Here is a 21,938-nt window from a genome sequence, read left to right as displayed (position 1 = left end):
GGGCCGCGGCATTGTCCAGCACACTCCCGTCACTCCAATCCGCCCAGCGCCAGGGCCGCCCGGCGGGCCTTTTTCACCGGCCACGGCGACCGCAGCGAGCGCGCCTCGACCACCGCCCCCGCGGCGAGCAGCATCCACGCATCGCCGAGGTGCTTGGCGTCCTTCTTCGACGACTCGTGCTGGGCGGCGAGAGTTCGCCAGAAGTCGCGCTCGGCCTTGCGCGCGTCCTCGACCACGCGGCGCAGCAGGCTCCCCGCATCCGTGGCTGCCGCGGTGGCCGCGAAGGGACAGCAACGGTAGCCATCGCGCTCCAGGCTTTCCAGCAACTGATCGTAAAAGGCCTCCAGCCGCTCGCCGACCGTGCGCGGATCCTCGAGGATGCGCCGGTATTCGCTTTCCCGCCGCTGGCGCTCCTGCCCCAGCCACTCCGCGCAGAGCAGCTCCTTGCTGGGGAAATGCTGGTAAAAGGTCGCCTTGGCAATGCCGGCGGCGGCGATGATCTCGTTGATCCCCACCCGCACATAGCCGCGTTCGGCAAACAGACGGCCCGCCGCGTCGACCAGCTTCTTTCGCGCCTTGCTCATCGGCCGATGCAAACAGACCGCCTGGTCTGTTTGCGACCGAAAAGTTCGCTTCAGGCCGTGCCGGCATTTGCATTCGGGGCGACGCCCTCCCACGTTCCTCGCCGATGGAGGAGGATCTTTGCGCCACGCTGCCGGACGGACGCCGCCTCAGCTACGCGCGGTACGGCGATCCCGCCGGCATGCCGGTGATCTTCCACCACGGCTGGCCGAGCTCGCGCTATCAGGCCGCCTTTCTCGATCCGATCGCGCGGGAGCGAGGAGTCGCCATCATCGCCCCCGACCGCCCCGGCGTCGGCCACTCCGATTCCCGGCCCGGCCGCCACTTCAGCGACTGGCCCGACGATCTGGCCGGCCTCGCCGATCAGCTCGGGATCGGAGGTTTCCGGATCCTCGGCGTCTCGGGCGGCGGACCCTACGCTCTCGCCGCCTGCGCCGGCCTCGGGGATCGGATCGAGCGCGCCGCCATCCTCTGCGGTGCGCCGCCGCTGGCGGACAAGTCGGACCGCAGCCACATGCATTGGGTTTACCGGACGCTCGCCACCAGCACCCGGCTCCGCCGCATGGCCCTGCCGGGGGTGGTTCGGTTGAGCCGGTGGATGGTTGCCCGCGGCCCGGAGCGCGCTCCGATGTCCTGGATGCTCCGCAGCATTCCCGAGGTCGATCGCGAGGCGATTTTCAGCAGCGGCGGCTGGGCGGTGGTCTCGCGCAGCTTCCGCGAGGCCACCCGCCGGGGCGCCCCCGGCATGCTCGAGGACGGCGAGGTTTACCTTTCGAAGTGGGACTTCGATCCGGGGAAGATCACCGTGCCGGTCCACTTCTGGCACGGCAAGGCCGACGCCAACCTGCCCTTCGAAGTCGCCCGGAAACTCGCCGCCACCGTTCCCACGGCCGAGACCTCATGGATCGAGGGCCAGGGCCATTATTCCCTGCCCGTGAACCACGCCGGCGAGGCGTTGGATTGGCTCAAGGAGGGCTGAAACAGGAGAGACCCGGCCACGTCCGCCGACCCGCCCAGCGGCGATGGCGCCACATGTTGGTAGCCGGGGGTCGAGTCCGCGCAGCCCATCATGCTCCGGCCCGGGGGCCGTGCCGGACGCGGGAGGCGTCACACGATGGTAGCCGGGGGTCGGGTCCGCGCAGCTCATCATGCTCCGGCCCGGGGGCCGTGCCGGACGCCGGAGGCGTCACATGATGGTAGCCGGGGGTCGAGTCCGCGGAACGCGGACGACCACCCCCGGTCCCGCGCGACCGGGTAATCCGCACCCCGGCAGGGGTGCCATGCTTTGGGCTGGCCCCACCGAACCCGACTTTTGTATGTTCAAACGAACGCCATGCCATCCACCTACACGAGTCTCCACTACCACCTGATCTTCTCCACCAAATGCAGGCAGCCATGCATCGAGAAGTCCTGGCGCGATGACCTCCACCGCTATCTGCACGGCACCGCCGAAGGGCTCGGGGGTTACCCCCGGATCGCGGGCGGCATCCACGATCATGTGCATCTGCTGGTTTCCCTGAAACCCACCGCGTGTCTCTCCGACTTCGTCCGTGAGCTCAAGAAGGCCTCATCCTCGTGGGTGGGCCAAAGCCACCTGCCCGGGTTCTCGTGGCAAAACGGCTACGCCGCACTCACCGTGAGTCCATCGGCCCGCAACGAGGTGATGCGCTACATCGCCCGTCAGGAAGAACACCATCGTGTGCGGACGTTTCGCGACGAGTTGGTGGATTTTCTGGAGCGTGCCGGAGTCGATTACGACGAACGGTATCTGGATTGAGCAACCACCTTGCATGGCACCCCTGCCGGGGTGCGGATTTCCGGCGACTCATTACCGGGGGTGTCGCTCGTGCCTCGCTCAACCCCCGGCTACCATGATTTGACGCCTCCGGCGTCGGAAAACTCGACTGTCGTGAGTGTCATTTACCGGGAACGATCCCTAGAATCTTTGATTCATCCAGCCCGCCCCAATACCTGCTGTCCAGAGCATTTGAGACGTTATCGCTGAGGACAAAATACCGGCCGGCCCTGAGTTTGTATGGAAACGATATCGGACCCGGAGCACTTGAGGATGGGAGAGGTGTGGGCCTCCTATATTTGCCGATTTTGACATGCTTAGGCAACGGCATCACTCGGCCATTTACCACGAGCTGACCCGAATGGATATCGACCGTCTCACCTGGCACGCCGACGATCCTGGAAATCCAGTGTCCTTTCCCGGATAGCGGAGATTCGAAGACGATTACGTCCCATCGCTTTGGCGGGCTGTGGAGTCGATCGACTGAAACCATCTCACCAGCACGGATCGTCGGCTCCATGCTCGACGAAGCTTGCTTCAGCCTCTTGGTGCAGGACGTCATACATGACGCCAGAATCCCAATGACCACCCAACTCCGAATTTTCCTGCTCATTTGATCTCCATTCTCCGGATCTCCCTCACCGATACCTTACCCGCTTCTTCGCGGGCTTCTTCTTCGGCGTGCCGCCGTCCTTGAGCTGGGCGATCTGGTCGCGGAGGTGGGCGGCACGCTCGAACTCGAGCTTGGCCGCGGCATCGCGCATTTCCTTCTCCAACTCGGCGATGACCCGCACCTTGTCGTAAACCTCCTCGTCGTCGGCGACCAGGGATCGATTGAGCTTCTCCGCGCTCTCGCGCTGGTTGGAGTAGAGGTGCAGGCTCTCCTGCACCGCCCGCTTCACGCTCTGCGGCGTGATCCCGTGCTCGTCGTTGTAGGTGACCTGCTTCTCCCGGCGATACTCGGTGACGTCGAGCAGGCGCTGGATCGAATCCGTCACTTGGTCGCAGAACAACACACACTCGCCGTTGATGTGCCGGGCCGCGCGCCCCGCGGTCTGGATCAGGCTGGTCTCGTTGCGCAAAAAACCCTCCTTGTCGGCGTCGAGGATGCACACCAGCGAGACCTCGGGCAGGTCGAGCCCCTCCCGCAGCAGGTTGATCCCGACCAGGATGTCGAACTCCGCCGCGCGCAGCTGGCGGAGGATTTCCACCCGCTCGACCGCATCCACGTCGGCATGGATGTAGCGGACCTTGAGCCCGACATTCTGCAGATACTCGGAAAGATCCTCGGCGGTCTTCTTGGTCAGCGTGGTCACCAGGATCCGCTGGCCCTTCTCAACCCGCTGGCGGCAGAGCTCGATGGTCTCGTCGATCTGGCCCTTGAGCGGCTTGAGCGTGATCACCGGATCGAGCAATCCGGTCGGGCGGATGATCTGCTCGACGACCAGCGGCAGGCCGGGCTTGCCGACGTCGAAGTCCTCGACCGGCTCATCCGCCCCGCTGAGCCTGAGGTTCATCTTCCGGATGTCGAAGATGGTCAGCCCCCGGTCGCCGTCCCTGCCCTTGGTCGGGATGAAGCCGGCGTTGTCCGGGCGCGAGTTGACCATTTCAAAAGGCCCCGGGGTCGCGGAAACGTAGAGCCGCTGCCCGGTCATCTTCATGAACTCGTCGAACCGGAGCGGCCTGTTGTCGAGCGCGCTGGGAAGCCGGAAACCGTGGTCGACGAGCACCGTCTTGCGGCTACGATCCCCCTCGTACATCCCGCCGATCTGCGGGATGCTCACGTGGCTCTCGTCGATGAGCGTGAGGAAGTTGTCGGGGAAGAAGTCGAGCAGCGTGTAGGGCCTGGCCCCGGGCGGCCGCCCCGTCAGGTGGCGCGAGTAGTTCTCGATCCCCTGGCAGAAGCCCATCTCGCGCATCATCTCGAGGTCGTAGTCGGTGCGCATCCGCAGACGCTGCGCCTCGATCAGCTTGCCCTGGCTCTCGAACTCCGCCACCCGCGCGTCGGCCTCCTTGCGGATCTCGACCATCGCCTTCTTCATCTTGTCGCCGGGGGTGACGAACTGCTTGGCCGGGAAGAAGGTGTGGCGGTCCACCGACTCGATCCTCGTCCCGGTGAGGGTATCGATGGTGGAAATCCGGTCGACTTCGTCGCCGAAGAACTCGACCCGCACCGCCGTCTCGTCGAGATAGGCCGGATGGACCTCGACCACGTCGCCGCGCACCCGGAACTTGCCGCGACCGAAGGCGATGTCGTTCCGCTCGAACAACAGCGAGACGAGGCTTTCCAGGAACTGGTCGCGGCCGACCTGCTGGCCGACCCACACCGGCACCATCATGCCCTCGTAGTCCTCGGGTGAGCCGAGACCGTAGATGCAGCTCACCGAGGCCACCACGATCGTGTCCTCGCGGGTGAGCAGCGAGCCCATCGACGACAGCCGCAGGCGCTCGATCTCGTCGTTGATCGACGAATCCTTCTCGATGTAGGTGTCGGTCCGCGGGATGTAGGCCTCGGGCTGGTAGTAGTCGAAGTAGCTGACGAAGTACTCGACCGCGTTGTTGGGGAAGAAGTTCTTGAACTCGGAGTAGAGCTGGGCGGCGAGCGTCTTGTTGTGGCTCATGATGAGCGCGGGCCGGCCGATGCGCTCGATCACCTTGGCCATGGTGAAGGTTTTCCCGGATCCGGTGACTCCCAGCAGCGTCTGGTGGGCGTTGCCGGCCTCGAGCGACTTCACCAGCTTCTCGATCGCCGGGCCCTGGTCGCCCTGCGGCTCGTAATCGCTGACCAACTCGAATGCCATCCGCCGATTCCTAAGCCCGCCGGGCGTGGGCCGCAAGTGGCGCAAGCCGATGGCTTGCGAGAGATTTCCGGGACTCCGTCCCGGAATGGTGCAGGGCCGCGCCGGCGGCACGACCAACTCCCGCAAGCCAGCGGCTTGCGCCACGGCCCCATTTCCGTCATGGATGCTCCGGCGTGACCCTCCTGTTTTACGATGATCGTCCGCTTTTCGGCGGCCACGAGGCGATGACCCTGCTGGGGTTGGAGGCGCTTCTCGAGGAACCGGGCATCCGGATCCACTTCATCGCCTGCGAGGAGAACACCACGCTGGTCAAGCGACTGGGGGAACTTGCCGCCCGCTTCCCGAACCTGTCGGTCGAGGAAACCGACGAACGCGTGACCCACTTCGAGGCGATCCGTCATTTCTTTTTCCGTGGCCGGATCGCCGACCTTTCGGCCACCCTCCGCCGGCTGGAGCCCGATGCCGTGATCTCGGTCCAGGGCGGCATCGAACCCTCCTCCCTCGGCATTCTCGCCGCGCGGAAATGCGGAGTGCGGGCCATCAGCTTCCTGGCGATGCCGCATTCCTACCAGACCATGGGCGCCAAGCTCGGGCGCCTGCTCGACTGGGGCACCCCGACGCTGATCGAGCGGCCGGATGCCTTCATCACCAGCTGCGACGCCCTCGCCGCGCATCTTCACGAACGCGGTGCCAAGGTTCCGGTCGAAGTCGTCCTTCCCGGGATCGACACCGAGCGTTTCGTCCCCGCGGATCGCGACGAATGCCGGAAGGAACTGGGCCTGCCGCCCGGCGTTCCGCTTTTCGCCTGCGTCGGCCGGGTCGAGATCCGGCAGAAGCAGCAGGACCGGCTGATCCGCGCCCTCTCGCGTCCGTCGCTTTCCGAATGCCATCTGGTGATCGCCGGCGACGGCCCTGACAGCGAACTCGTCGACCGCCTGATCGAGGCGCGGAAACTCGGCGACCGGGTGCGGCGCATCCCATGGGCCAACACGGCGAAGCTCTATCCGGCGGCCGACGCGGTCGTCATCCCTTCCCGCTACGAAGGCGTGCCCCTGGTGATGCTTGAAGCGCTGGCCTGCGGAACCGCGGTGCTCGGCGCCGACCGCGACGGCATGCACGACATCCTTCCCGACGATTTCCACATCGACGCCAACTCCAGCGCCGCCGTCGCCGCCGCCTTGAGAGACTACGTGGACCGGGGCATGCCGCCTCCGCCCGAGGAACTCTGCAACCGCGTCCGGCAGGGCATGAGCATTCCCGGGTTCCAGAAAACCTTCCGCCGCACGGTGCTCGACCTCGTCGCCCCCCACTGACCCTCGATGCCGGTTGCCGAACCCCATAAGGAGCTGCGTTTCACCCGAGCGGCCCAGGCCGTGCCGTTCTGGATTCTCGCCGCAGCAGCGGCGGCGGCGGCGATCACTCTGTTCACCGTCGGGCTCCATCAGGATGAAAACCCCGACCTGCCCTCATCGGCCTGGGCCATCCTGCCCGCAGTGCTGTGCTGGGCATCGCTGCGGGTCGCCCTCCACTGCACCCGCCGCGCCTATCTGATCCTCAGCCCCCTCGGGGTGGAGATCTTCCCCTTCTTCCGCCCGGTGGCCGGCATGCAGATGATCCCGTGGGGGCAGATCCACTCGGTGGAAGTTGGAAAACATTACGTCACCCTCCATTTCGACGCCGGACAGCAGGCCGGCATCCACCTCGACCTCGCCCCCATCCCCAAGGCAAGGCGCCCACTCCTCGGAAAAGCCCTCCAGGGCCGCGTCTCCCAAGAAACCGCCGCCGGGAAAGAGGAAACCGAATGAACCCGACGACCCGCCCGATCGCGCGCTTTGCGCTTTGGAACCCGGCCCTTCGAACTTAGAACTTCCCCGCGATGCGCCCACCCAGCCTCCAGATCCAGTCCGTCGAGGACGCCTTCGGCCGCAACAGCTGGCACTGCGAACCGGTCGAGGGCAAGGACGTGCTCCGCTCGGTCTTCTCCGGCCACCACACCCGCATCGAGCTGATCGCCCAGGCCTACACGCCGATGAACGCGCTCGCGATCATCGGCGAGACCCCGCTGCCGCTCGACGACGACCATCTCCCCGCCGGCCTCGAACTGCTCGCCCGGGCCAACAAGAACCTCAACCTCGGCGGCTTCGAGTACGACATCGACCGCCAGCGCCTCGTCTTCCGCATCACCAACCTCTTCGACCGCGAGAAATACGACGCCGACATCATCACCTCGATGGTCCACTGCACGGTCGCCGAGCTCGACCGCATGGCGCCGTATGCCATGACCATCGTCAAGACACCCGCCGACCTGCTCGACGACCTCGACCTCGAGCTGCTGCTGATGCGCGAGGACCTGATTCCCCCGGTGCCGGGTGACGATGAGGCAACGCCGTAGTCCGGATCCCGCCCGAAGTTCCAAGTGAGAAGTCCCAAGTTCCAATGAAGAATCTGCTTTTCCTCTTCCTCGCCGCTGCCGCTCCACTGGCGGCCAATGATCATCCGGCCGACGCCTGGGAGCTGACCCTCGAGTCGGGCTACACGTGGAATGTCGGCTCGAACACGCCGATCGACTACGAGATCGTGCCGACCCAGCTGACCCTGCGCACGCCGACCCACCTGACCTGGTGGGAGGATGAGAACGGCGCGCGACTCATCGTCCGCGGCCGTTTCTCGCTGATGATGGAAACGATCAGCGTGGGGCCGGAAAGCTATTACTTCGGCCTCTCCGGCGCGCCTTCCATCGAGTACTGGTTCCCCGGAGCCAAGACCTCCGCCTTCTTTTCCATCGGCGGCGGCGTCGGCCTGACCGATTCGACCAATGTGCCGGGTGGCCAGGGTCAGGACTTCACCCTCAACTGGTTCGCCCACCTCGGGCTGCGGCAGGAAATCGCCGAGAACCTCTCGCTACTGGGTGGGGCGTACTTCGTCCACCACTCGAACGGCGGCCAGACCTCGCCCAACCCCGGCATCGACGCCCTCGGCTTCACCGTGGGCCTCGGCTGGCGGTTCTGAAAGACCGCGCCGTCACGCATCGGGCCGCCGCGGGAGCAGGCCGGCGGCTGATGTCGTCTTCGGGGATTGCCCGGCTGCCCCCAACCTGTTAGTCCGTCCCGGCATGCAGGCATGGTTCATCTCCCGCGAAGGGAAGGAGGAAGGCCCCCTCACCGCCGCCCAGATCGGCACGATGCTCTCGGCCGGGGTCATCCGCGCGGGCGACACGCTGGCCCGCAAGCAGGAGGCCACCGACTGGAAGAAACTCGCCGAATCGGGCGTGCTTGCCGAGGCCTCGATGGCCGATCTCAAGAGGCCCGACGGCCTCCCCGTGCCCTCGGCGGTGAAGGCACAAATGGCCCGATCCGCCGCGGCCCCGGTCGGGCAACCGGCGGATCCAGCCCCTGCCGCCGCTCCAGCCGGAAGCACCCTAAAGATCGATCCCTACCAGACACCGGCGAACTTCGAGGTCGGCCCCGGCTTTCAAGACGGCCCGATCGAATATCCGGGCATCGGCCGACTGGCCTACTTCCTTCTGCAAATGGCGGTCACCGTCATCACCTACGCCCTTCTCTTCATCGGCATCAAGATCTCCGCCGGATCCGGCCTTGAGGGAATCGCGCTGGTCGGCATGGTCGCGATCTTCCTCGGAACCATCGTCGGCTTCTACCTCGGCGTGAAGCGGGTCCAAAACCTCGGCATGTCCGGCTGGGCCATCCTCTGGAGCTTCGTCCCGATCATGAGCATCTGGATCGGCTGGCGCATGTACGCCTGCCCTCCCGGCTACGAGTACCACCGGGAACTGGATGCCGCGGGCAAGGTGCTGACCTGGGTGATGGTCGGCCTGGTCATCCTGATGGTCGTGCTGAACATTGCCGCCGTGTTCCTCGGCGACAGCAGCTACTGATCCGGGGAGCGCAGCGAAACTCACCGTCATGGAAATCTTCCATACGCTTGTCACCAGCATCGCGCTGCTGCTGCTGTTGCTGGCCGTTCTCCGCCACCGTCAGGCGCCCCTTCCCCTGGCGCTGCGGATCGGCACCATCTTGGCTCCCTGCGGCGAGATCTTCGCCATCGCCGAAGCCTTGCTCGGACCCGAGGCGATCAACGCGCTGCTGGCCGGCGAGTATTCCCTGAATGAAACGGGCTCGACCATCCAGATCAACAACACCGAGGTTTCCCACACCTACTTCGCCGTGATGCAGATTTTCCATCTGATCACCACCGGCGGCATGTTCCTCATCGCCGTGGGGATGCTGATTCTCGTGCGGCGGTTCATCCGCCAGATGCACCCCCTACCCGGACAAGCGTGATGGACTGGCTGGTGTTTTCCTTCCTCTCGTCGGCCATCTCGCTGGTGGCAATCACCGGATCGGTGCTGATGGCGCTCGCCTTCTGGAAGCTGGACCTGTTGATCCGCACGCCTGCGAGCCGGATCGGCCTCGGCGCAAGCCTGCTCGGCCTCGGCCTGTGGCTGTTCTACGGGATGCTCTGGTGCGCGAGCATGCTGCCCATGGACATCATGCAGTGGGTCTACAAGGTCTACGAGATCGCGATCATCTGGAACTCGCTCTGGATCCTCACGACCCTCTCCACCGCCACCTCGCTCCTGTGTCTCGCCTGGACCCTGCACCACGGGATGCACCCGGCACGACAAGTCCCGTGAAGGACCGCGTGGCTTTCGCTGGCCATCCGGCAGGCAACGCCCGATGGTCCCGGCGCGCCCGCCCATGTCCCTCCTTTCCGCCAAAGACCTCCGGCTCTCCTACGGCCACCAGACGCTGCTCGACGGCGTCACGCTCGCCGTCGAAGCCGGTGAAAAGGTCGGACTCGTCGGTCGCAACGGCTGCGGCAAGACCTCCCTGCTGAAGATCCTCACCGGCCAGGATGCCGCCGACTCGGGCGAGATCGCCACCCAGCGCCAGTTGCGCATCGGCCACCTGCCCCAGGAGTTCGAACTCGATACGGAGAAGTCGGTCCACGAAAACATCGCCGCCGGCGCGGCGGACGTGGTCGAGGCCATCCACCGCTACGAGCAGGGCGACGGCTCCGAGGCGGAGCTCGCCGCACTGCTTGAGCTCATCGACCACGCCGATGGCTGGAATCTCGATTCCCGCATCCAGGCGCTCTCCAACGCCCTCGGCACCGCCCCGCTCGACGCCCCCACCGCGCCGCTTTCCGGCGGGGAAAAGCGCCGGGTCGCGCTGTGCCGGGCGCTCGCCTCGCAGCCCGACCTGCTGCTGCTCGACGAGCCGACCAACCACCTCGACGCCGATTCGATCCGCTGGCTCGAAGACTTCCTCAAGAGCTACGGCGGGGCGGTCATCTTCGTCACCCACGACCGCTACTTCCTCGACGTCATCGCCACCCGCATCGTCGAGATCGACCACGGCAAGGCCTACTCGCACCCCGGCAACTACACCGCCTTTCTCGAGTCGAAGGCCATCCGCCGGCAGGTCGCCGAGCAGACCGAGCGCCGCCGCCAGCGTTTCCTCCGCGAGGAGCTGGAATGGGTCCGCGCCGGGGTCAAGGCGCGCACCACCAAGTCGCGCCACCGGCTCGACAAGTTCTACGAAATCGAAGGCATGGAGGCCCCGCCCGAGGAGCGGGAAATGGACCTCCTCATCCCGCCGGCCCCGCCGCTCGGCGACCGCGTGGTCGAGCTCGAGCAGGCTGGGGTCAATGTCGGCAGCGAAAGCTCGCCGCGCTGGCTGTTCCGCCGTCTCACGCTCTCGCTGCGCGCCGGCGAGTGCACCGGCATCGTCGGCCGCAACGGCGTCGGCAAGACCACCCTGCTCAAGCTCTGCCTCGGCATGATCGAACCCAGCGAAGGCACCGCCCGGATCGGCAAGCGGGTGAAGGTGAACTACATCGACCAGACCCGCATGGAGCTCGACGGCACCGGCTCGCTGCTCGACGAGGTGGCCGAGGGCAACGAGAAGCTCCACTTCGGCGACCAGCTCATCGGCGCCCGCGCCTACCTGCGGCGCTTCCTGTTCTCCGACGACCGGATCAACGAGCGGGTCGACCTGCTCTCCGGCGGCGAGCGCGCGCGGCTGATGCTCGCCAAGGTGCTCAAGACCGGCGGCAACCTCCTGGTGCTCGACGAGCCGACCAACGACCTCGACCTGCCCAGCCTGCGCATGCTCGAGGAAGCCGTCGCCGACTTCGACGGCGCGTCCATCGTCGTCTCGCACGACCGCTACTTCCTCGACCGCATCTGCGACCGCATCATCGCCTTCGAGGACGACGGCATCCACGTCACGCCCGGCAACTACTCCTACTATCTCGAAAAGCGCGGGCAGCGCGAAGCCATCCACCGCGCCCAGGCGCAGGCCGCCGCCCGCGAGGCCGAGGCCCGGCGCCGCGCCGCGGAGAAGCCCGCCGACAAGCCGCGCAAGATCACCCTCGCGGAACGAAAGGAACTCGAGGGCATCGAGGATGAGATCATGAAGGCCGAGGCAAACGCCGCCGCGCTCGAGGCGAGGCTTAACGACCCCGACTTCCAACAGAACCACTTCGACGAAGTCCCCGCCGTCGTCGCCGAACTCGACGCCGCCAAGGTCGAGGTCGAGCGCCTCTACGCCCGCTGGGAAGAGCTGGGCTCGCTGACTTCCTGAAGGCGGCCGGGCCACGCGATCGCGCTTCAGGATCGCGGCGGGTAGCCACGGGGTTCACCCCGTGGATTGGCGCACAACGAAATTCCTGAGCCCTTCAGCGCGCGCAGGCGAAACAGTCTCAAGCGGCAATTTGCGACCCGCCTACGCTCCTCCGGGTACCGTCCCGAAATCCCAAACCTCGGCATAGCTTCCGGCTGTTTCCCCGCGTTCGTCCAGGGCAAGCGAAGCCTCGGCATGCAGTTGCTCCTCCTTCTGCCCGGGCTCACCCGAGCATCCGGCAAAAACCAGGAGCGCGACTGCTGCGAACCGAAGTCGCCACAGCGGTCTGCCGATGAATTTCGACCGGGTGTTCACTCCATGTCATACCACTGACCAGTCTGACTTTCTTCCATCCAAACCCATCAGGACTGTTTGCATGAAACCCCTGCCACCCGATCCGGTCACAAGCGGAGAACCTCAGTAAAGAGCCGCGGGATGCTTCAGTTTTTCACGGGGGCACCTCGAGCCTCAGGGACTGGACGATACCGAAGCGTCGAGCAGAAATCCCATTCCCGGCTTCCAGCGGTTACTCCACTCGCCGCTCAACCACCACCTCCTCCAAGCCCGGCCGAAAGGCGTCCTGCAACCGGACCCGAAAAAGAGATTTTCTCGAAGCAATTTCTCGAATGGCAATGCCTCCGATCTCTGATGAAGGAAAGAAACTCTTCGCTTCCCAGACGCGCATGGGGCACCACCGACAAGCTCAGCACCGGCGGCGGCGAGCCAGCATCCCGGCTACCCCGATCGGCAGCAGAGCCAAGGAGGAAGGCTCCGGCACGGCGGTGATGGAGAGAGCCTTGATGTCCACAAGAAGATCGGCGTTGGATCCCATCGTAAACGCGATCTGACCACTCGTCGGTGAGACTCCGTTCCAACCGAACGCGATCCCACCCGCGGTTCCGTTCGGATCCTGAGTGGTAAGTTCTCCAGCGGTGATCGTGCCGTCCTGGGATTGCCAGAACGCACTTCCGCCCGTCCCGGTCGTCAGGCTGGTGGGTGCTTGGGCGCCGGTGTTGTTGTCACGCCCCACGAACCCAAGGAGGTTGTAGGTCAGGCCGTCATTCAACCCGGAAATGAAGAAGGTGATCGCAGCCGTGTCCTGGATGAACAAGCCGTCGACGGTCGCAGTGGATGCAAAGGCGCTGGCCGCCAGGGGTGCCACGGTTCCGGTGAAGTTGCCACCAGCCCCCGCCACACCGAAATCCGGGGATGATCCTGCCGTGGTGAGCGTGGCATCCAAGGACCACCCGCTGGCCACGCCGGTGATGTCGTTCAGCAAGACCTGATTGGGTGTCCCGCCACCACCGCCGGTCCAGACATTCACGTTCGTTCCGGCCGCCTCGTCGACATTCTCGCTCAGGGAGATGTTGTTGTAAACTTCGCCCGGTCCCGTGGTCGCCGAGACCGCGCCAAAATCAATTTTCACGGTCGTCGCAGCGGAAGCCACTGCGGTCAGACCGAGATGTGCCATCAATGGGAGAAGTTGGAATTTCATGGAAGATCGATTCGGTTGGCATCGTCGGAAGCGGAAACCTTGCCGGCGGTGGATTGATCCACGGCAAGCCGCGAGGGAAGGAGGGAAGGGCCGCATCGTAAGGGATGACAAACATGCACGCAAGCACAATCGGTATTTTCCCGAAGGAAAGCACCATCTGCCCTACCCCGGCCAGCACCCGGATCGAGAAATTGGTGGCAACATCGTGGTACCGCCCGGATCGGATCGAGCGGCCATCCCATCGAGGCGTCTTCAGTTGCTGAAGTTCTTCACGAATCTGGACGGCTGTTATCCCTAGCCAAGAAGGGGAACCCTTCACCTTGTCCTCGGCAACTCCGCGACCCACGACGCACCTGATACCAATGAACGGGATAGGCTGGTAGAGTGGCCGGAGTGATTTTTCTTCAGCTCAAACCGTGCCGAGGACGCAGTGCTGGCACCGCAACAAGAATCCGATGCCACTCTTCGAGACCGCACCCCGGAAAAGACCTCCGACAAACTCAGTGAATGGTTTCTTGAGCGAACTTGGCGCGGAGGAAACTAGGGAGTCCACTCGAGTCGATAGAAGGCCTTGCCTGCCGGTGGAGTGCTGTCGATGAAGGTCTGTTCGGTCGCACCGGTTACTGGCGATTGAATCGGATCAGGGAAGGTTCCGAGATCCGTTCCCCTGTACAGCGTGTAGGTCGTGGCAGGATCCAAGCCCGTGGCCAGGATCTCCAACTCCGCACCAGCATTGAAGCCGATCACCGTGACCTGAGGGCCCTGAGCCTCCACGGCGGACAGCCCGCGAATGACAAAACCGGAGCCTTGGGACACCAGCTCGTAGCGGCTCAGGTCGGTGATTCGGGTCTGGTCGATGCCGAACTTTCCGGCCGCGATCAAGGCCTCGAAATCCGCCTGGCTGATGTTGTCGATGAAGACATTCGCGGTCGTATCGGCGGGAAGGTCGATGAATGAGCCTCCCTCGATCGTGATCACGTCGGTGGGGACTGCCGCAGTTGCGGCGTCGAATTGCAGCGTCCCTCCTTCGAGCACCCGGATGAAGCTTGGGAATCCGGCATAGGCCCCGAGAAAGACGTCGCGCAGAACGATTGTGGCGCCGTTCCCAACCTCGATCCAGGCGTTGTTGTTGAGGAGGGTCCGTCCAGCGGTGGCGGTGACGAGCGCACCGTCGCCCAAGGCAAGCGTGGCGTTGTCGTTCACTTCGACCTGGCCGGCGGTGATGGACCCGTTGGAGATCGTGCTGCCCGCCGAACGCCAGATGCGCAGCCGCACCTCGGCGTTGAGCGCGCCGCCGTTGGAGATGGCGAATGTGCTGCCATTGTGGAAACGGAGATAGTCCGTTCCTGCCGTCGTCTGGGTGAGCGTGGCGCCATTGATCGTAAGCAGGCTGCCATCGGTGAAGGTGAGCTGGCCCAGATAGTTTGCGGTGCCGCTCGAAATGATGGCGTCATCCTCTCCGGCGATCCGCGGCACCTCGCCGCCGACCCAGTTGCTTCCCACCGACCAATCGGCGTCGCTCCCGCCCCAAACCACTTGGACGACCTGCAATCCTTCACCGATCTCGACGCCGTTGCCGATGGCGACGAGCGAGTAGCCGTCGGGATTGACGTAGCGGACGCCACCGAGTCCGAACCTGCCGGTCGCGATCATGGCCTCGACCTCCACGATGCTGATGTTGTCGATGAAGACCGTGCCCGTCGTTCCGCTGGGGAAGTTGACCAACGATTGCCCGGAGATGGTGATCACGTCCGTTGCCGTGCCGAGACCGGCGGCATCGAGTTCCAACAGGGCTCCGTTGCCGATCCCGATGGTGCTGGGAGTTCCGCCGGTGTCGCCGAGCGAGAGATCACGAAAGGCGAGAGTGGAGGCGTTGAGGGTGATGCTGCTGCCACCATCGAGCGAGCTCTGGCCGGAATCCGCGGTGAGGAGGGCGTTGTCGGAAACGGTCAGCGAGGATCCGTTCGAGAGTTCAAGGCGTCCGGTGGTGATGGTGCCGTCGGAGAGGGAGTTGCCCGTCGACGCATTGATCGAGAGCAGCACCTGGGCGTCCAGTTCACCCCCGTTCGAGACGGCGAATCGGGAACTGCCTTGGAATCCCAGCGATTCGGAGGTGGCGGTCGTTTGTCGGAGAATGCCTCCATTGACGGTGAGGAGACTGCCGCCCGTGAAATCGAGTTGGCCGGCGAAGTTGGCGGTTCCGGAGGGAATGAAAACGTCCGAAGTTCCGTCCGTGACCGGCACCGAGCTCTCCACCCAGTTCGCGGGCACGGTCCAGTCGTCATCCGTCCCGCCCCATGTCAGCGAATTGGAGGCGCTGCTGGAAAAGGCATTGTAAAGCGACGCGATCTGACCGGCGCTCAAGGCCGTGTCATAAGAAGCCACGCCGAACATGCTTCCGGTGGCGAGATCGGAAGTGCCGGTCGACCGCGCACCGAGCATTCCTTGGCCGCCATCCATCCGCCAATTGGTCTTGGCGGCATGGGTTTCGGCGAAGATTCCGTTGATATACATGTCCATCTCGCCGTTGGACCTCCGGACAAACACCACGTGGACGGTTTGGTCGAAAATCGAATCGGTGGTGAGCGAGTAATCGGAAATTCCCTCCAACGTGATCCCGAACTTGCCGGTGTTGTTCCACTGTTCGAGCTTGAACTGGTTCTTCTCGCTGCCGGGCGACCATCCGCCGACGGTCCCGATGGTGATGGAATTCCCGACATTCTCGAAGTTGAAAAGGAATTCCACGGTAGCGCCGTCCACCGGCTTGTCGCCCAAGGCATCAAGGGCTCCGAAGTCATAGGCGACGCCGGTGCCGCCGGCGTTCCGGTCGAAGGTCCAGCCCGCCCCGTTGTTGTCCGAGGCGGTGACGTTGCCGGTGGTCGCCTGGGCCGTGGCGATCCACTGGGTGATGGCTGCATCGGCCGGGATGCTAAGCATGCACGCCGGAAAAGCCATCGCCACAATGGTATTCTTCAAGGTGGATCTCATGAAAGGGGTTGGATGATCGTGATTGGCGGATAGGAGACCTCCGCTCCGTTGCCCGGGTGAGGCAGGGGAGCATCGGGAAAAATCGGGATCATATCCTGAAGCTACGGTCTTCTCCGGGAAAGGGAGCACCGTCTCCCCTTCCCCGACCAGCACTTGGATCGACAAATTGGTGGCAACTTTTTGTTACCACCCAGCTCCGATTGAGCGAGCATCCCATCCAAGCGCTTTGGGGTCGTGAAACTGCCATCGATGGGATAACAGCCTGCCATGAAGCGGCCGATCGAGAAGACCAGCCTGCCTGCGCAGGTCGCCCGCCACATTCGGGAGGACATCTCCTCGGGAGTTTGGAATGATCGTCTCCCGGGACGGCGGCTGCTCGCGCAGCGCTATCAAGTGAGCCAGCGCACCTGCTCGGCGGCGGTGGCGCTCCTCGAGCGGGATGGGATGCTCGGAACGGCGGAGCCCGGCAAGGGGCCTCGGATTCTCCCGGCCGCGATCGAAATGCATGCCGACTCCCGCACCCCGGTGCTGTTGATCCTCCACCAATCGCTGGTTCCCATTCCCCATGACGAGGAACTTCTGCTTCGCGCCCTCCAAGAGGCGTGGGAGCAAGAGGGTGGCCGCGTCGTATGGCAGGGTGTCGATTTCCAGTATCGCAAGTCTCCGGGAAGCAGGATCGAGACGCTGATCGCGCGACATTCGGCGGACGCCATCGTCACACTCTGCCCGGGCGGCACCTGGCCTGACGAAACCAGCAAACGACTGCCGACGTTCCAGCTTGGCGGCCCGCCTCCGAGGGAGCATGCCGCGACGCTTCTCGCCTTCAGTGTAAGCTGGGAGGTCAGCCGCGTCGTTCGCCATCTTTCGGAACGGGGCCACCGGCGCATCCTCGCCACCACGGAGTACCCGTGGATGGTACCCTCCCTGATCGAGGGCATGCGCAACGCTGACGAGACGGACCGGGCACCCGACTCACTCGATCGATTCTGCCAGGCCTGCACGACTCCGGCTCCAGAGGCCTGGATCCGTTTTTGGCAGGAGAACTTCCTGCACCTCGAACCCACGGCGGTGATCGTCGATACGGACTGGCAATTGTTGTCCCTCTACGGCTTCTGCGCCCGGGCGGGCCTCAGGATTCCCAATAGGCTTTCCGTGGTGATGATGGGGTTCAACCCACTGCTGGAGTGGCTCCATCCGAAGCCGACCATGATGTGGTTTCCAAATGATGAGGTGGTCAGGCAATTCAAGAAGTGGATCGGCCGAGGAATGGAAAGTACCGGCAACCATCTGGTGGAGATGACGTTCAAGCACGGTGAAAGCGTGGCGGGAGCGGGGTAATACCGCGTCGACCCAAATGGTCACGAACGCTCCCTCGGCCGAGAAAACGTTCCAGCCCGGGGCTTGCGGACACGTTCCGCAGAGCATCGGGGGGCTGGACCCGAGAAATCAGGTTCCCATGAAGTGTTTCACCTCTCCAATGTCGGCCCACTTGATCCTACCGGCGGCATCTTGAAGGAGCACTTACCCGGTCGTGAGATCACGATTCCATGGCAGGTTCAGGGCTTCTGCCCCTCGATCTCCTTGATCAGCCACTTGGTGAAACCGATGGTGGAGTGCGGGTCGGTTTCCGGGCCCGCGGGCCGCCTCATTCAGCCGAGCCCTGAAAAAGCGATCTCCTGGCAGTCCCCACCCGATCCGCGCTCCCCGACCCGCGGGCCGGGAATTTATCAGGACTCGAGAAACGCCTTCAGCCTGCCCAACCCTTCCTCGATCTGGTCGATGTCGATTCCCGAATAAGCGAGACGGATGTATCGCTCGCTCTCGCCCGGCACGGGCCGCCCGAAATGCAGCCGCGTGCAGAATGACACCCCGGTCGCCTCGAGGCATGCCTTGCGGAACGCGTCGTAGCTGTCGAAACCCCGGTTTGCCATCGCCCCGGTCACGTTGGGGAACAGGTAGAAGGTGGCCTCGGGGACCGCGCAGCGGACCCCCTCGATCGCGTTGAGCGCCGCCGCCGCCGCATCCCGCCGCTGCTTGAGCGTCGCCACAATCTGGTGGACCTCGGTCGGGTCGCCGGTCAGGCCCGCCAGGCCGCCATACTGGACGAAATGGTTCGAGCACGACTCGTCGTTGACGTTCAGCTTGGCGATCACGTCGATCACGTCCTTCGGACCCACCGCGGCCCCAAGCCGCCAGCCGGTCATCGCATACTTCTTCGAGAAGGTGTAGAGGATGACACAGCGCTCGAGCATGTCCGGAAGACTCACGAAAGAACGGCTCTCCCCCGAATAGCGGATCTCGAAATACGCCTCGTCGCACAGCACCGTGAGGTCGTGCTCGCGGACGATCGCCGCCAGCCGCTCGAACTCCTCCGGACTCGCCTCGGCACCGATCGGGTTCTGCAGGTCGTTCAACACCAGCACCCGCGTCTTCGGGGTGATCTGTCGCTCGATCGCATCGATATCGATGGCAAAACCGGCGTCCGACTCGAGATAGCCGTACGGCAGTGCGGTGCCGCCGTGATACTCGATCTGCGACTCGTAGATCGGATAGCCCGGATTCGGATACAACACCTCGTCCCCCGGGTTCATCACCGCTTGGATGAACTTCCCGATCACCGGCTTGCCCCCCGGCTGCACCGCCACGTTGTCCGCGGTGTAACTCACTCCATGGGTTCTCGAAATGTCATCGGCCAGCGCCTCCCGGAGCTGCGGAATGCCGCCGTTCGGGCAATACCCCGTCTTGCCGTCGCGCAGCGCCTTGATCGCCCCCTCGACCACGGTCGACGGGGTCGGAAGATTCATGTCCCCGAGGTGGAAGGGATACACATGGTTGCCCTTGGCGGCGAAAGCGGCGGCCTCGGCCGAAACGGCAAAGGCGGTTTCGGTCCCGAGATTGGCAATGCGGTCGGCGATGTTCATGACGGTAGGGGTGGTGGGGAAAAAGGCTTCTAGCTGAGGTTCAGTTCCTTCGCATTCACGATGCTCGGAGCGGCTGCGGGCGGCGTCCCCTCGAGGAAGTCGAGCACGCCTTCGCCATCCCAGACGGGCTGCCCCTGCAGGATGGCTGCGACATTGGCCGCCGCCAGCGATGCCATCCCCTCGCGCGTCCACACCGTCGCCGAGGCGATGTGCGGGACGATCACGACGTTGTCCAGATCCGCCAGACCGGGTGCCATGGCCGGCTCCTCTTCGAACACGTCGAGGCCGACGCGGAAGTCCGGATGCGCCCGGCAATGAGCCACCAGAGCCTTCTCGTCGATGATCGGCCCGCGGCTGCTGTTCACGAGGATCGCGTCCTCCTTCATCAGGGCCAGCCGCTCGGCGTTGATCATTCCCTTGGTCTTTTCGTCGAGCACGGTGTGCAGGCTCACCAGGTCGGCCTCGCCCAACAGCTCCTCCAGCGTCCCGACCCGCCGGCAGGTCACCGCCGGCTCGCCATGCTTCTCAAGGAAGGCGCCGTAGTCGGCCACGTAAGCCTCGAGCGCCTCGTTCGGATGAAGGTCGAAATACACCAGATTCATCTTGTGCCCCTCCACCATCATCCGCGCGTACGCCGCACCGATGCGGCCCGCCCCGACGATGCCCACCGTCTTGCCATGGAAAAGCTGCCCCATGAACAAGGTCGGCAGCCAGCCATGGAACTTGCCACCGCGCATGAATCGATCCGATTCCACGATCCGCCGCGAGGCCGCGAAAGTCAGCGCGATCGCCAGTTCGGCGGTCGTCTCGGTCAGCACTCCGGGCGTGTTGCCGACCGGGATCCCGAGCGCCGTCGCCGCCGCGACGTCGACGTTGTTGTAGCCCACCGCATAGTTGCTGTAGGCCCGGCCGCCCGCCGCCTTCAGCATCCCGAGGGTCTCCTCGTCCCAGGGCTCGGTCAGCTGCCCGATCGCCCCGTCGCACTTTTCGCCGATCAGGGTCCGGATCTCGTCCTTGCCGAGGATCTCGGTCCCGGGGGCGATCTCGATCCGGCAATCCGCCGCCGTCAGGATATCCTGCCAATGGGTTCCCGGTAGTTCCTTGGTCACCACCACCCTCAAGCTACCCTCTGGATTCACGATCGTTGGTTGCAGGCTGCTCATGCACGAAGTGTTGCGAAGCCTCCGCCAAGCTCAAGCCAAAGCCCCCCGGCAGGAGCCCCCGCGTGAAGGGATGCGCAGCAATCCGCAGCATCTGCAGAGGAGCCCGCCAAGCCCGCCACCTTTCTCGTGCCTCAACGTTCTCCACCGGTCACGCAGGCGGATTCCCATCTGCCGCCATCCACCGCCTTCCCCCGCGATCCAAGGGGACCTGGAGAAGAACTTCCCCGCCCATCCGCACACGATTCCACGGGAGGGTCAGGGCTTGCCCCCCTTGATCTCCTCGATCAGCCACTTGGTGAAACCGGTGGTCGAGTGCGGGTCGGTTTCCGGGCCCACGGGCCGCCCCCTCCCACAGCCATGGGGGAAAGTGTTGAGGTAGTAGTGCATCCTCGGGTGGTGCTTCGGCAGGCCCATTTCCCAGTAGGTCTGCAGCCACTGGCGCTCGATGAAGGGTTCATACCGCTTGTTCTTCGGGTGCTCGATCTGCGGGCCCTTCCAGATGATGGGCCCGAAGTAGAAGACGTAGTCCTTGCCCTGATCGAGGGTCCACCTGGCCCCCTTGATCACCTCCTCGGGTTTGGACCAGCCGGTTTCGAGCGGCCAGTGGCGGTTGAATTGGTGCGCCTCGTAGGCGATGCCCTCGACCCGATCGACGATGGGTTTCACCCGCTCGTCGGTGGCGAAGAAGGAGGGGTGCTCGACCATCATCATGATCTTGTAGTTGTCGTGCCGGGTGAGGCCCCGGGCATGGGCTTCCTTGAAGATCCTGCGAATCTGGTCGATGTCCTCGGCATAGAGGATGCGGGTATCCTCCTTGAAGGGACCGGGCTTCGCCTTGTCGTGGCCCCGGTGGATGGCCAGCCGGTATTCACGGCAGAGAAGGATGTGCTCGATCGTCCCGCCCTCCGTCTCCCACTTGCGGATGGTCTGGATGAGAAGGTTTTTGCCGGGATCCGGGTGATCGCGGTCGCCCCCCAGCCCCCAGTAGTGCTCCATGAACATGCGCTTGGTCTTGAAGTCGCCACCGAGCCAGCCTTTGACGAGGTCCACGTTCTCCGCGACGAAGGGATACTGCCCCTTCTGCTCGGCGTAGGTCGGGGTTCCCGCCCAGGATCCCCCGTGGTTGGACTTGTGGTCCCGCTCGTCCCGGGGAAGCGGTCTGAGGCCGACCCAGCCATGCCCGAACGGGGCGGGTTCGGCGGAGGTGTTTCCCAGAAAAAGTAGCGGCAGCAGAAGCAGGGCTCTCATGCATCCCCATACCGATGGACCCGTCACCCCTATTTCACCCTTCGATCTCGGGATCGCCATCCTTCGCCATGCCAACGGTCCACTCCACGCCCGGGACCCGCGATCGATCGAACCATGCTCCAGCCATCTCGCCGGGGAGAGCACCTAGCCCGCCCTCGAGTCGCCGATTGTTGCTTGCGCTGACGTGAGAATACGTCGTAATCACTAGTCTTTGATGCATTTTTAATCATATCGGCACCATGAAAGTCCTCCCTTCGGGGGCATACGCCCCCAAAACAAAAATTCCGGTCCGCGGTTC

General features: G+C 64.3%; 20 protein-coding genes. 11 read left to right on the top strand and 9 right to left on the bottom strand.

What is annotated here, in order from left to right:
* Positions 1-29: 29 nt before the first annotated feature.
* Positions 30-584 (bottom strand): TetR/AcrR family transcriptional regulator, encoded by a 555-nt coding sequence (locus ACG2LG_RS05210; RefSeq protein ID WP_396256956.1) that lies wholly within the window; start codon positions 582-584, stop codon positions 30-32.
* A 104-nt stretch (positions 585-688) separates the two neighbouring features.
* Between ACG2LG_RS05210 and ACG2LG_RS05205 the strand changes: the two genes are divergently transcribed.
* Positions 689-1,561 (top strand): alpha/beta fold hydrolase, encoded by an 873-nt coding sequence (locus ACG2LG_RS05205; protein WP_396256954.1) that lies wholly within the window; start codon positions 689-691, stop codon positions 1,559-1,561.
* Positions 1,562-1,915: 354 nt separating this feature from the next.
* Positions 1,916-2,359: an IS200/IS605 family transposase gene (gene tnpA, locus ACG2LG_RS05200; RefSeq protein ID WP_396256952.1), complete on the top strand. Its 444-nt coding sequence runs from the start codon at positions 1,916-1,918 to the stop codon at positions 2,357-2,359.
* Positions 2,360-2,498: 139 nt separating this feature from the next.
* Here tnpA and lepB read toward each other — a convergent pair whose 3' ends face one another.
* Both lepB and ACG2LG_RS05190 read right to left on the bottom strand, forming a co-directional pair.
* The gene (lepB, locus tag ACG2LG_RS05195) at positions 2,499-2,990 is read right to left on the bottom strand and encodes a signal peptidase I (RefSeq protein ID WP_396256951.1); all 492 of its coding nucleotides are present in this window, start codon (positions 2,988-2,990) and stop codon (positions 2,499-2,501) included.
* Positions 2,991-3,015: 25 nt separating this feature from the next.
* Entirely contained in the window at positions 3,016-5,178 is a 2,163-nt protein-coding gene (locus ACG2LG_RS05190) for an excinuclease ABC subunit UvrB (protein WP_396256949.1), read from the bottom strand.
* A 173-nt stretch (positions 5,179-5,351) separates the two neighbouring features.
* Here ACG2LG_RS05190 and ACG2LG_RS05185 point away from each other — a divergent pair, with 173 nt between their 5' ends.
* The 8 genes from ACG2LG_RS05185 (at position 5,352) to ACG2LG_RS05150 (ending at position 11,786) form a co-directional block, all read left to right on the top strand.
* Positions 5,352-6,491 (top strand): glycosyltransferase, encoded by a 1,140-nt coding sequence (locus tag ACG2LG_RS05185; RefSeq protein ID WP_396256947.1) that lies wholly within the window; start codon positions 5,352-5,354, stop codon positions 6,489-6,491.
* 6 nt (positions 6,492-6,497) lie between these two features.
* The gene (locus tag ACG2LG_RS05180) at positions 6,498-6,983 is read left to right on the top strand and encodes a hypothetical protein (protein ID WP_396256945.1); all 486 of its coding nucleotides are present in this window, start codon (positions 6,498-6,500) and stop codon (positions 6,981-6,983) included.
* 71 nt (positions 6,984-7,054) lie between these two features.
* A complete protein-coding gene (locus ACG2LG_RS05175) occupies positions 7,055-7,570 on the top strand; it encodes a hypothetical protein (RefSeq protein ID WP_396256943.1) in 516 nt (171 codons plus the stop codon).
* 44 nt (positions 7,571-7,614) lie between these two features.
* Positions 7,615-8,187 (top strand): acyloxyacyl hydrolase, encoded by a 573-nt coding sequence (locus ACG2LG_RS05170; RefSeq protein ID WP_396256942.1) that lies wholly within the window; start codon positions 7,615-7,617, stop codon positions 8,185-8,187.
* Positions 8,188-8,290: 103 nt separating this feature from the next.
* Positions 8,291-9,073 carry a GYF domain-containing protein gene (locus tag ACG2LG_RS05165; RefSeq protein WP_396256940.1) on the top strand — a complete coding sequence of 261 codons (783 nt, stop codon included), beginning with the start codon at positions 8,291-8,293 and terminating at the stop codon, positions 9,071-9,073.
* A gap of 28 nt (positions 9,074-9,101) precedes the next feature.
* On the top strand, positions 9,102-9,479 hold the full coding sequence (locus ACG2LG_RS05160) for a hypothetical protein (protein WP_396256938.1): 378 nt from the start codon (positions 9,102-9,104) through the stop codon (positions 9,477-9,479).
* On the top strand, positions 9,479-9,832 hold the full coding sequence (locus tag ACG2LG_RS05155; protein WP_396256937.1) for a hypothetical protein: 354 nt from the start codon (positions 9,479-9,481) through the stop codon (positions 9,830-9,832). The genes ACG2LG_RS05160 and ACG2LG_RS05155 overlap by 1 nt, the downstream gene beginning before the upstream one ends.
* 64 nt (positions 9,833-9,896) lie before the next feature.
* Positions 9,897-11,786, top strand: a complete 1,890-nt coding sequence (locus tag ACG2LG_RS05150; RefSeq protein ID WP_396256935.1) for an ABC-F family ATP-binding cassette domain-containing protein — start codon at positions 9,897-9,899, stop codon at positions 11,784-11,786.
* A gap of 742 nt (positions 11,787-12,528) precedes the next feature.
* Here the strand turns inward: ACG2LG_RS05150 and ACG2LG_RS05145 are convergent.
* From ACG2LG_RS05145 to ACG2LG_RS05135, 3 genes are all read right to left on the bottom strand, one after another.
* Positions 12,529-13,251 carry a PEP-CTERM sorting domain-containing protein gene (locus ACG2LG_RS05145; RefSeq protein ID WP_396256934.1) on the bottom strand — a complete coding sequence of 241 codons (723 nt, stop codon included), beginning with the start codon at positions 13,249-13,251 and terminating at the stop codon, positions 12,529-12,531.
* A complete protein-coding gene (locus ACG2LG_RS05140; protein ID WP_396256932.1) occupies positions 13,241-13,666 on the bottom strand; it encodes a hypothetical protein in 426 nt (141 codons plus the stop codon). The genes ACG2LG_RS05145 and ACG2LG_RS05140 overlap by 11 nt, the downstream gene beginning before the upstream one ends.
* 194 nt (positions 13,667-13,860) lie before the next feature.
* The gene (locus ACG2LG_RS05135) at positions 13,861-16,308 is read right to left on the bottom strand and encodes a LamG-like jellyroll fold domain-containing protein (protein ID WP_396256931.1); all 2,448 of its coding nucleotides are present in this window, start codon (positions 16,306-16,308) and stop codon (positions 13,861-13,863) included.
* 267 nt (positions 16,309-16,575) lie between these two features.
* Between ACG2LG_RS05135 and ACG2LG_RS05130 the strand changes: the two genes are divergently transcribed.
* Complete coding sequence (locus tag ACG2LG_RS05130; protein ID WP_396256930.1) at positions 16,576-17,646, top strand: substrate-binding domain-containing protein; 1,071 nt, start codon at positions 16,576-16,578, stop codon at positions 17,644-17,646.
* 389 nt (positions 17,647-18,035) lie between these two features.
* Here the strand turns inward: ACG2LG_RS05130 and ACG2LG_RS05125 are convergent, their stop codons facing one another.
* The 3 genes from ACG2LG_RS05125 to ACG2LG_RS05115 form a co-directional block, all read right to left on the bottom strand.
* Positions 18,036-19,229, bottom strand: a complete 1,194-nt coding sequence (locus tag ACG2LG_RS05125) for a pyridoxal phosphate-dependent aminotransferase (protein WP_396256929.1) — start codon at positions 19,227-19,229, stop codon at positions 18,036-18,038.
* A gap of 29 nt (positions 19,230-19,258) precedes the next feature.
* Positions 19,259-20,392, bottom strand: a complete 1,134-nt coding sequence (locus ACG2LG_RS05120; RefSeq protein ID WP_396256928.1) for an NAD(P)-dependent oxidoreductase — start codon at positions 20,390-20,392, stop codon at positions 19,259-19,261.
* Between the two features lie 255 nt (positions 20,393-20,647).
* Positions 20,648-21,640: a hypothetical protein gene (locus ACG2LG_RS05115; protein ID WP_396256926.1), complete on the bottom strand. Its 993-nt coding sequence runs from the start codon at positions 21,638-21,640 to the stop codon at positions 20,648-20,650.
* Positions 21,641-21,938 lie beyond the last annotated feature (298 nt).

Source organism: Haloferula sp. A504 (genome assembly GCF_044385805.1).
Lineage (GTDB): Bacteria > Verrucomicrobiota > Verrucomicrobiia > Verrucomicrobiales > Akkermansiaceae > Haloferula.
This window is presented reverse-complemented; position numbering and strand designations above follow the sequence as displayed.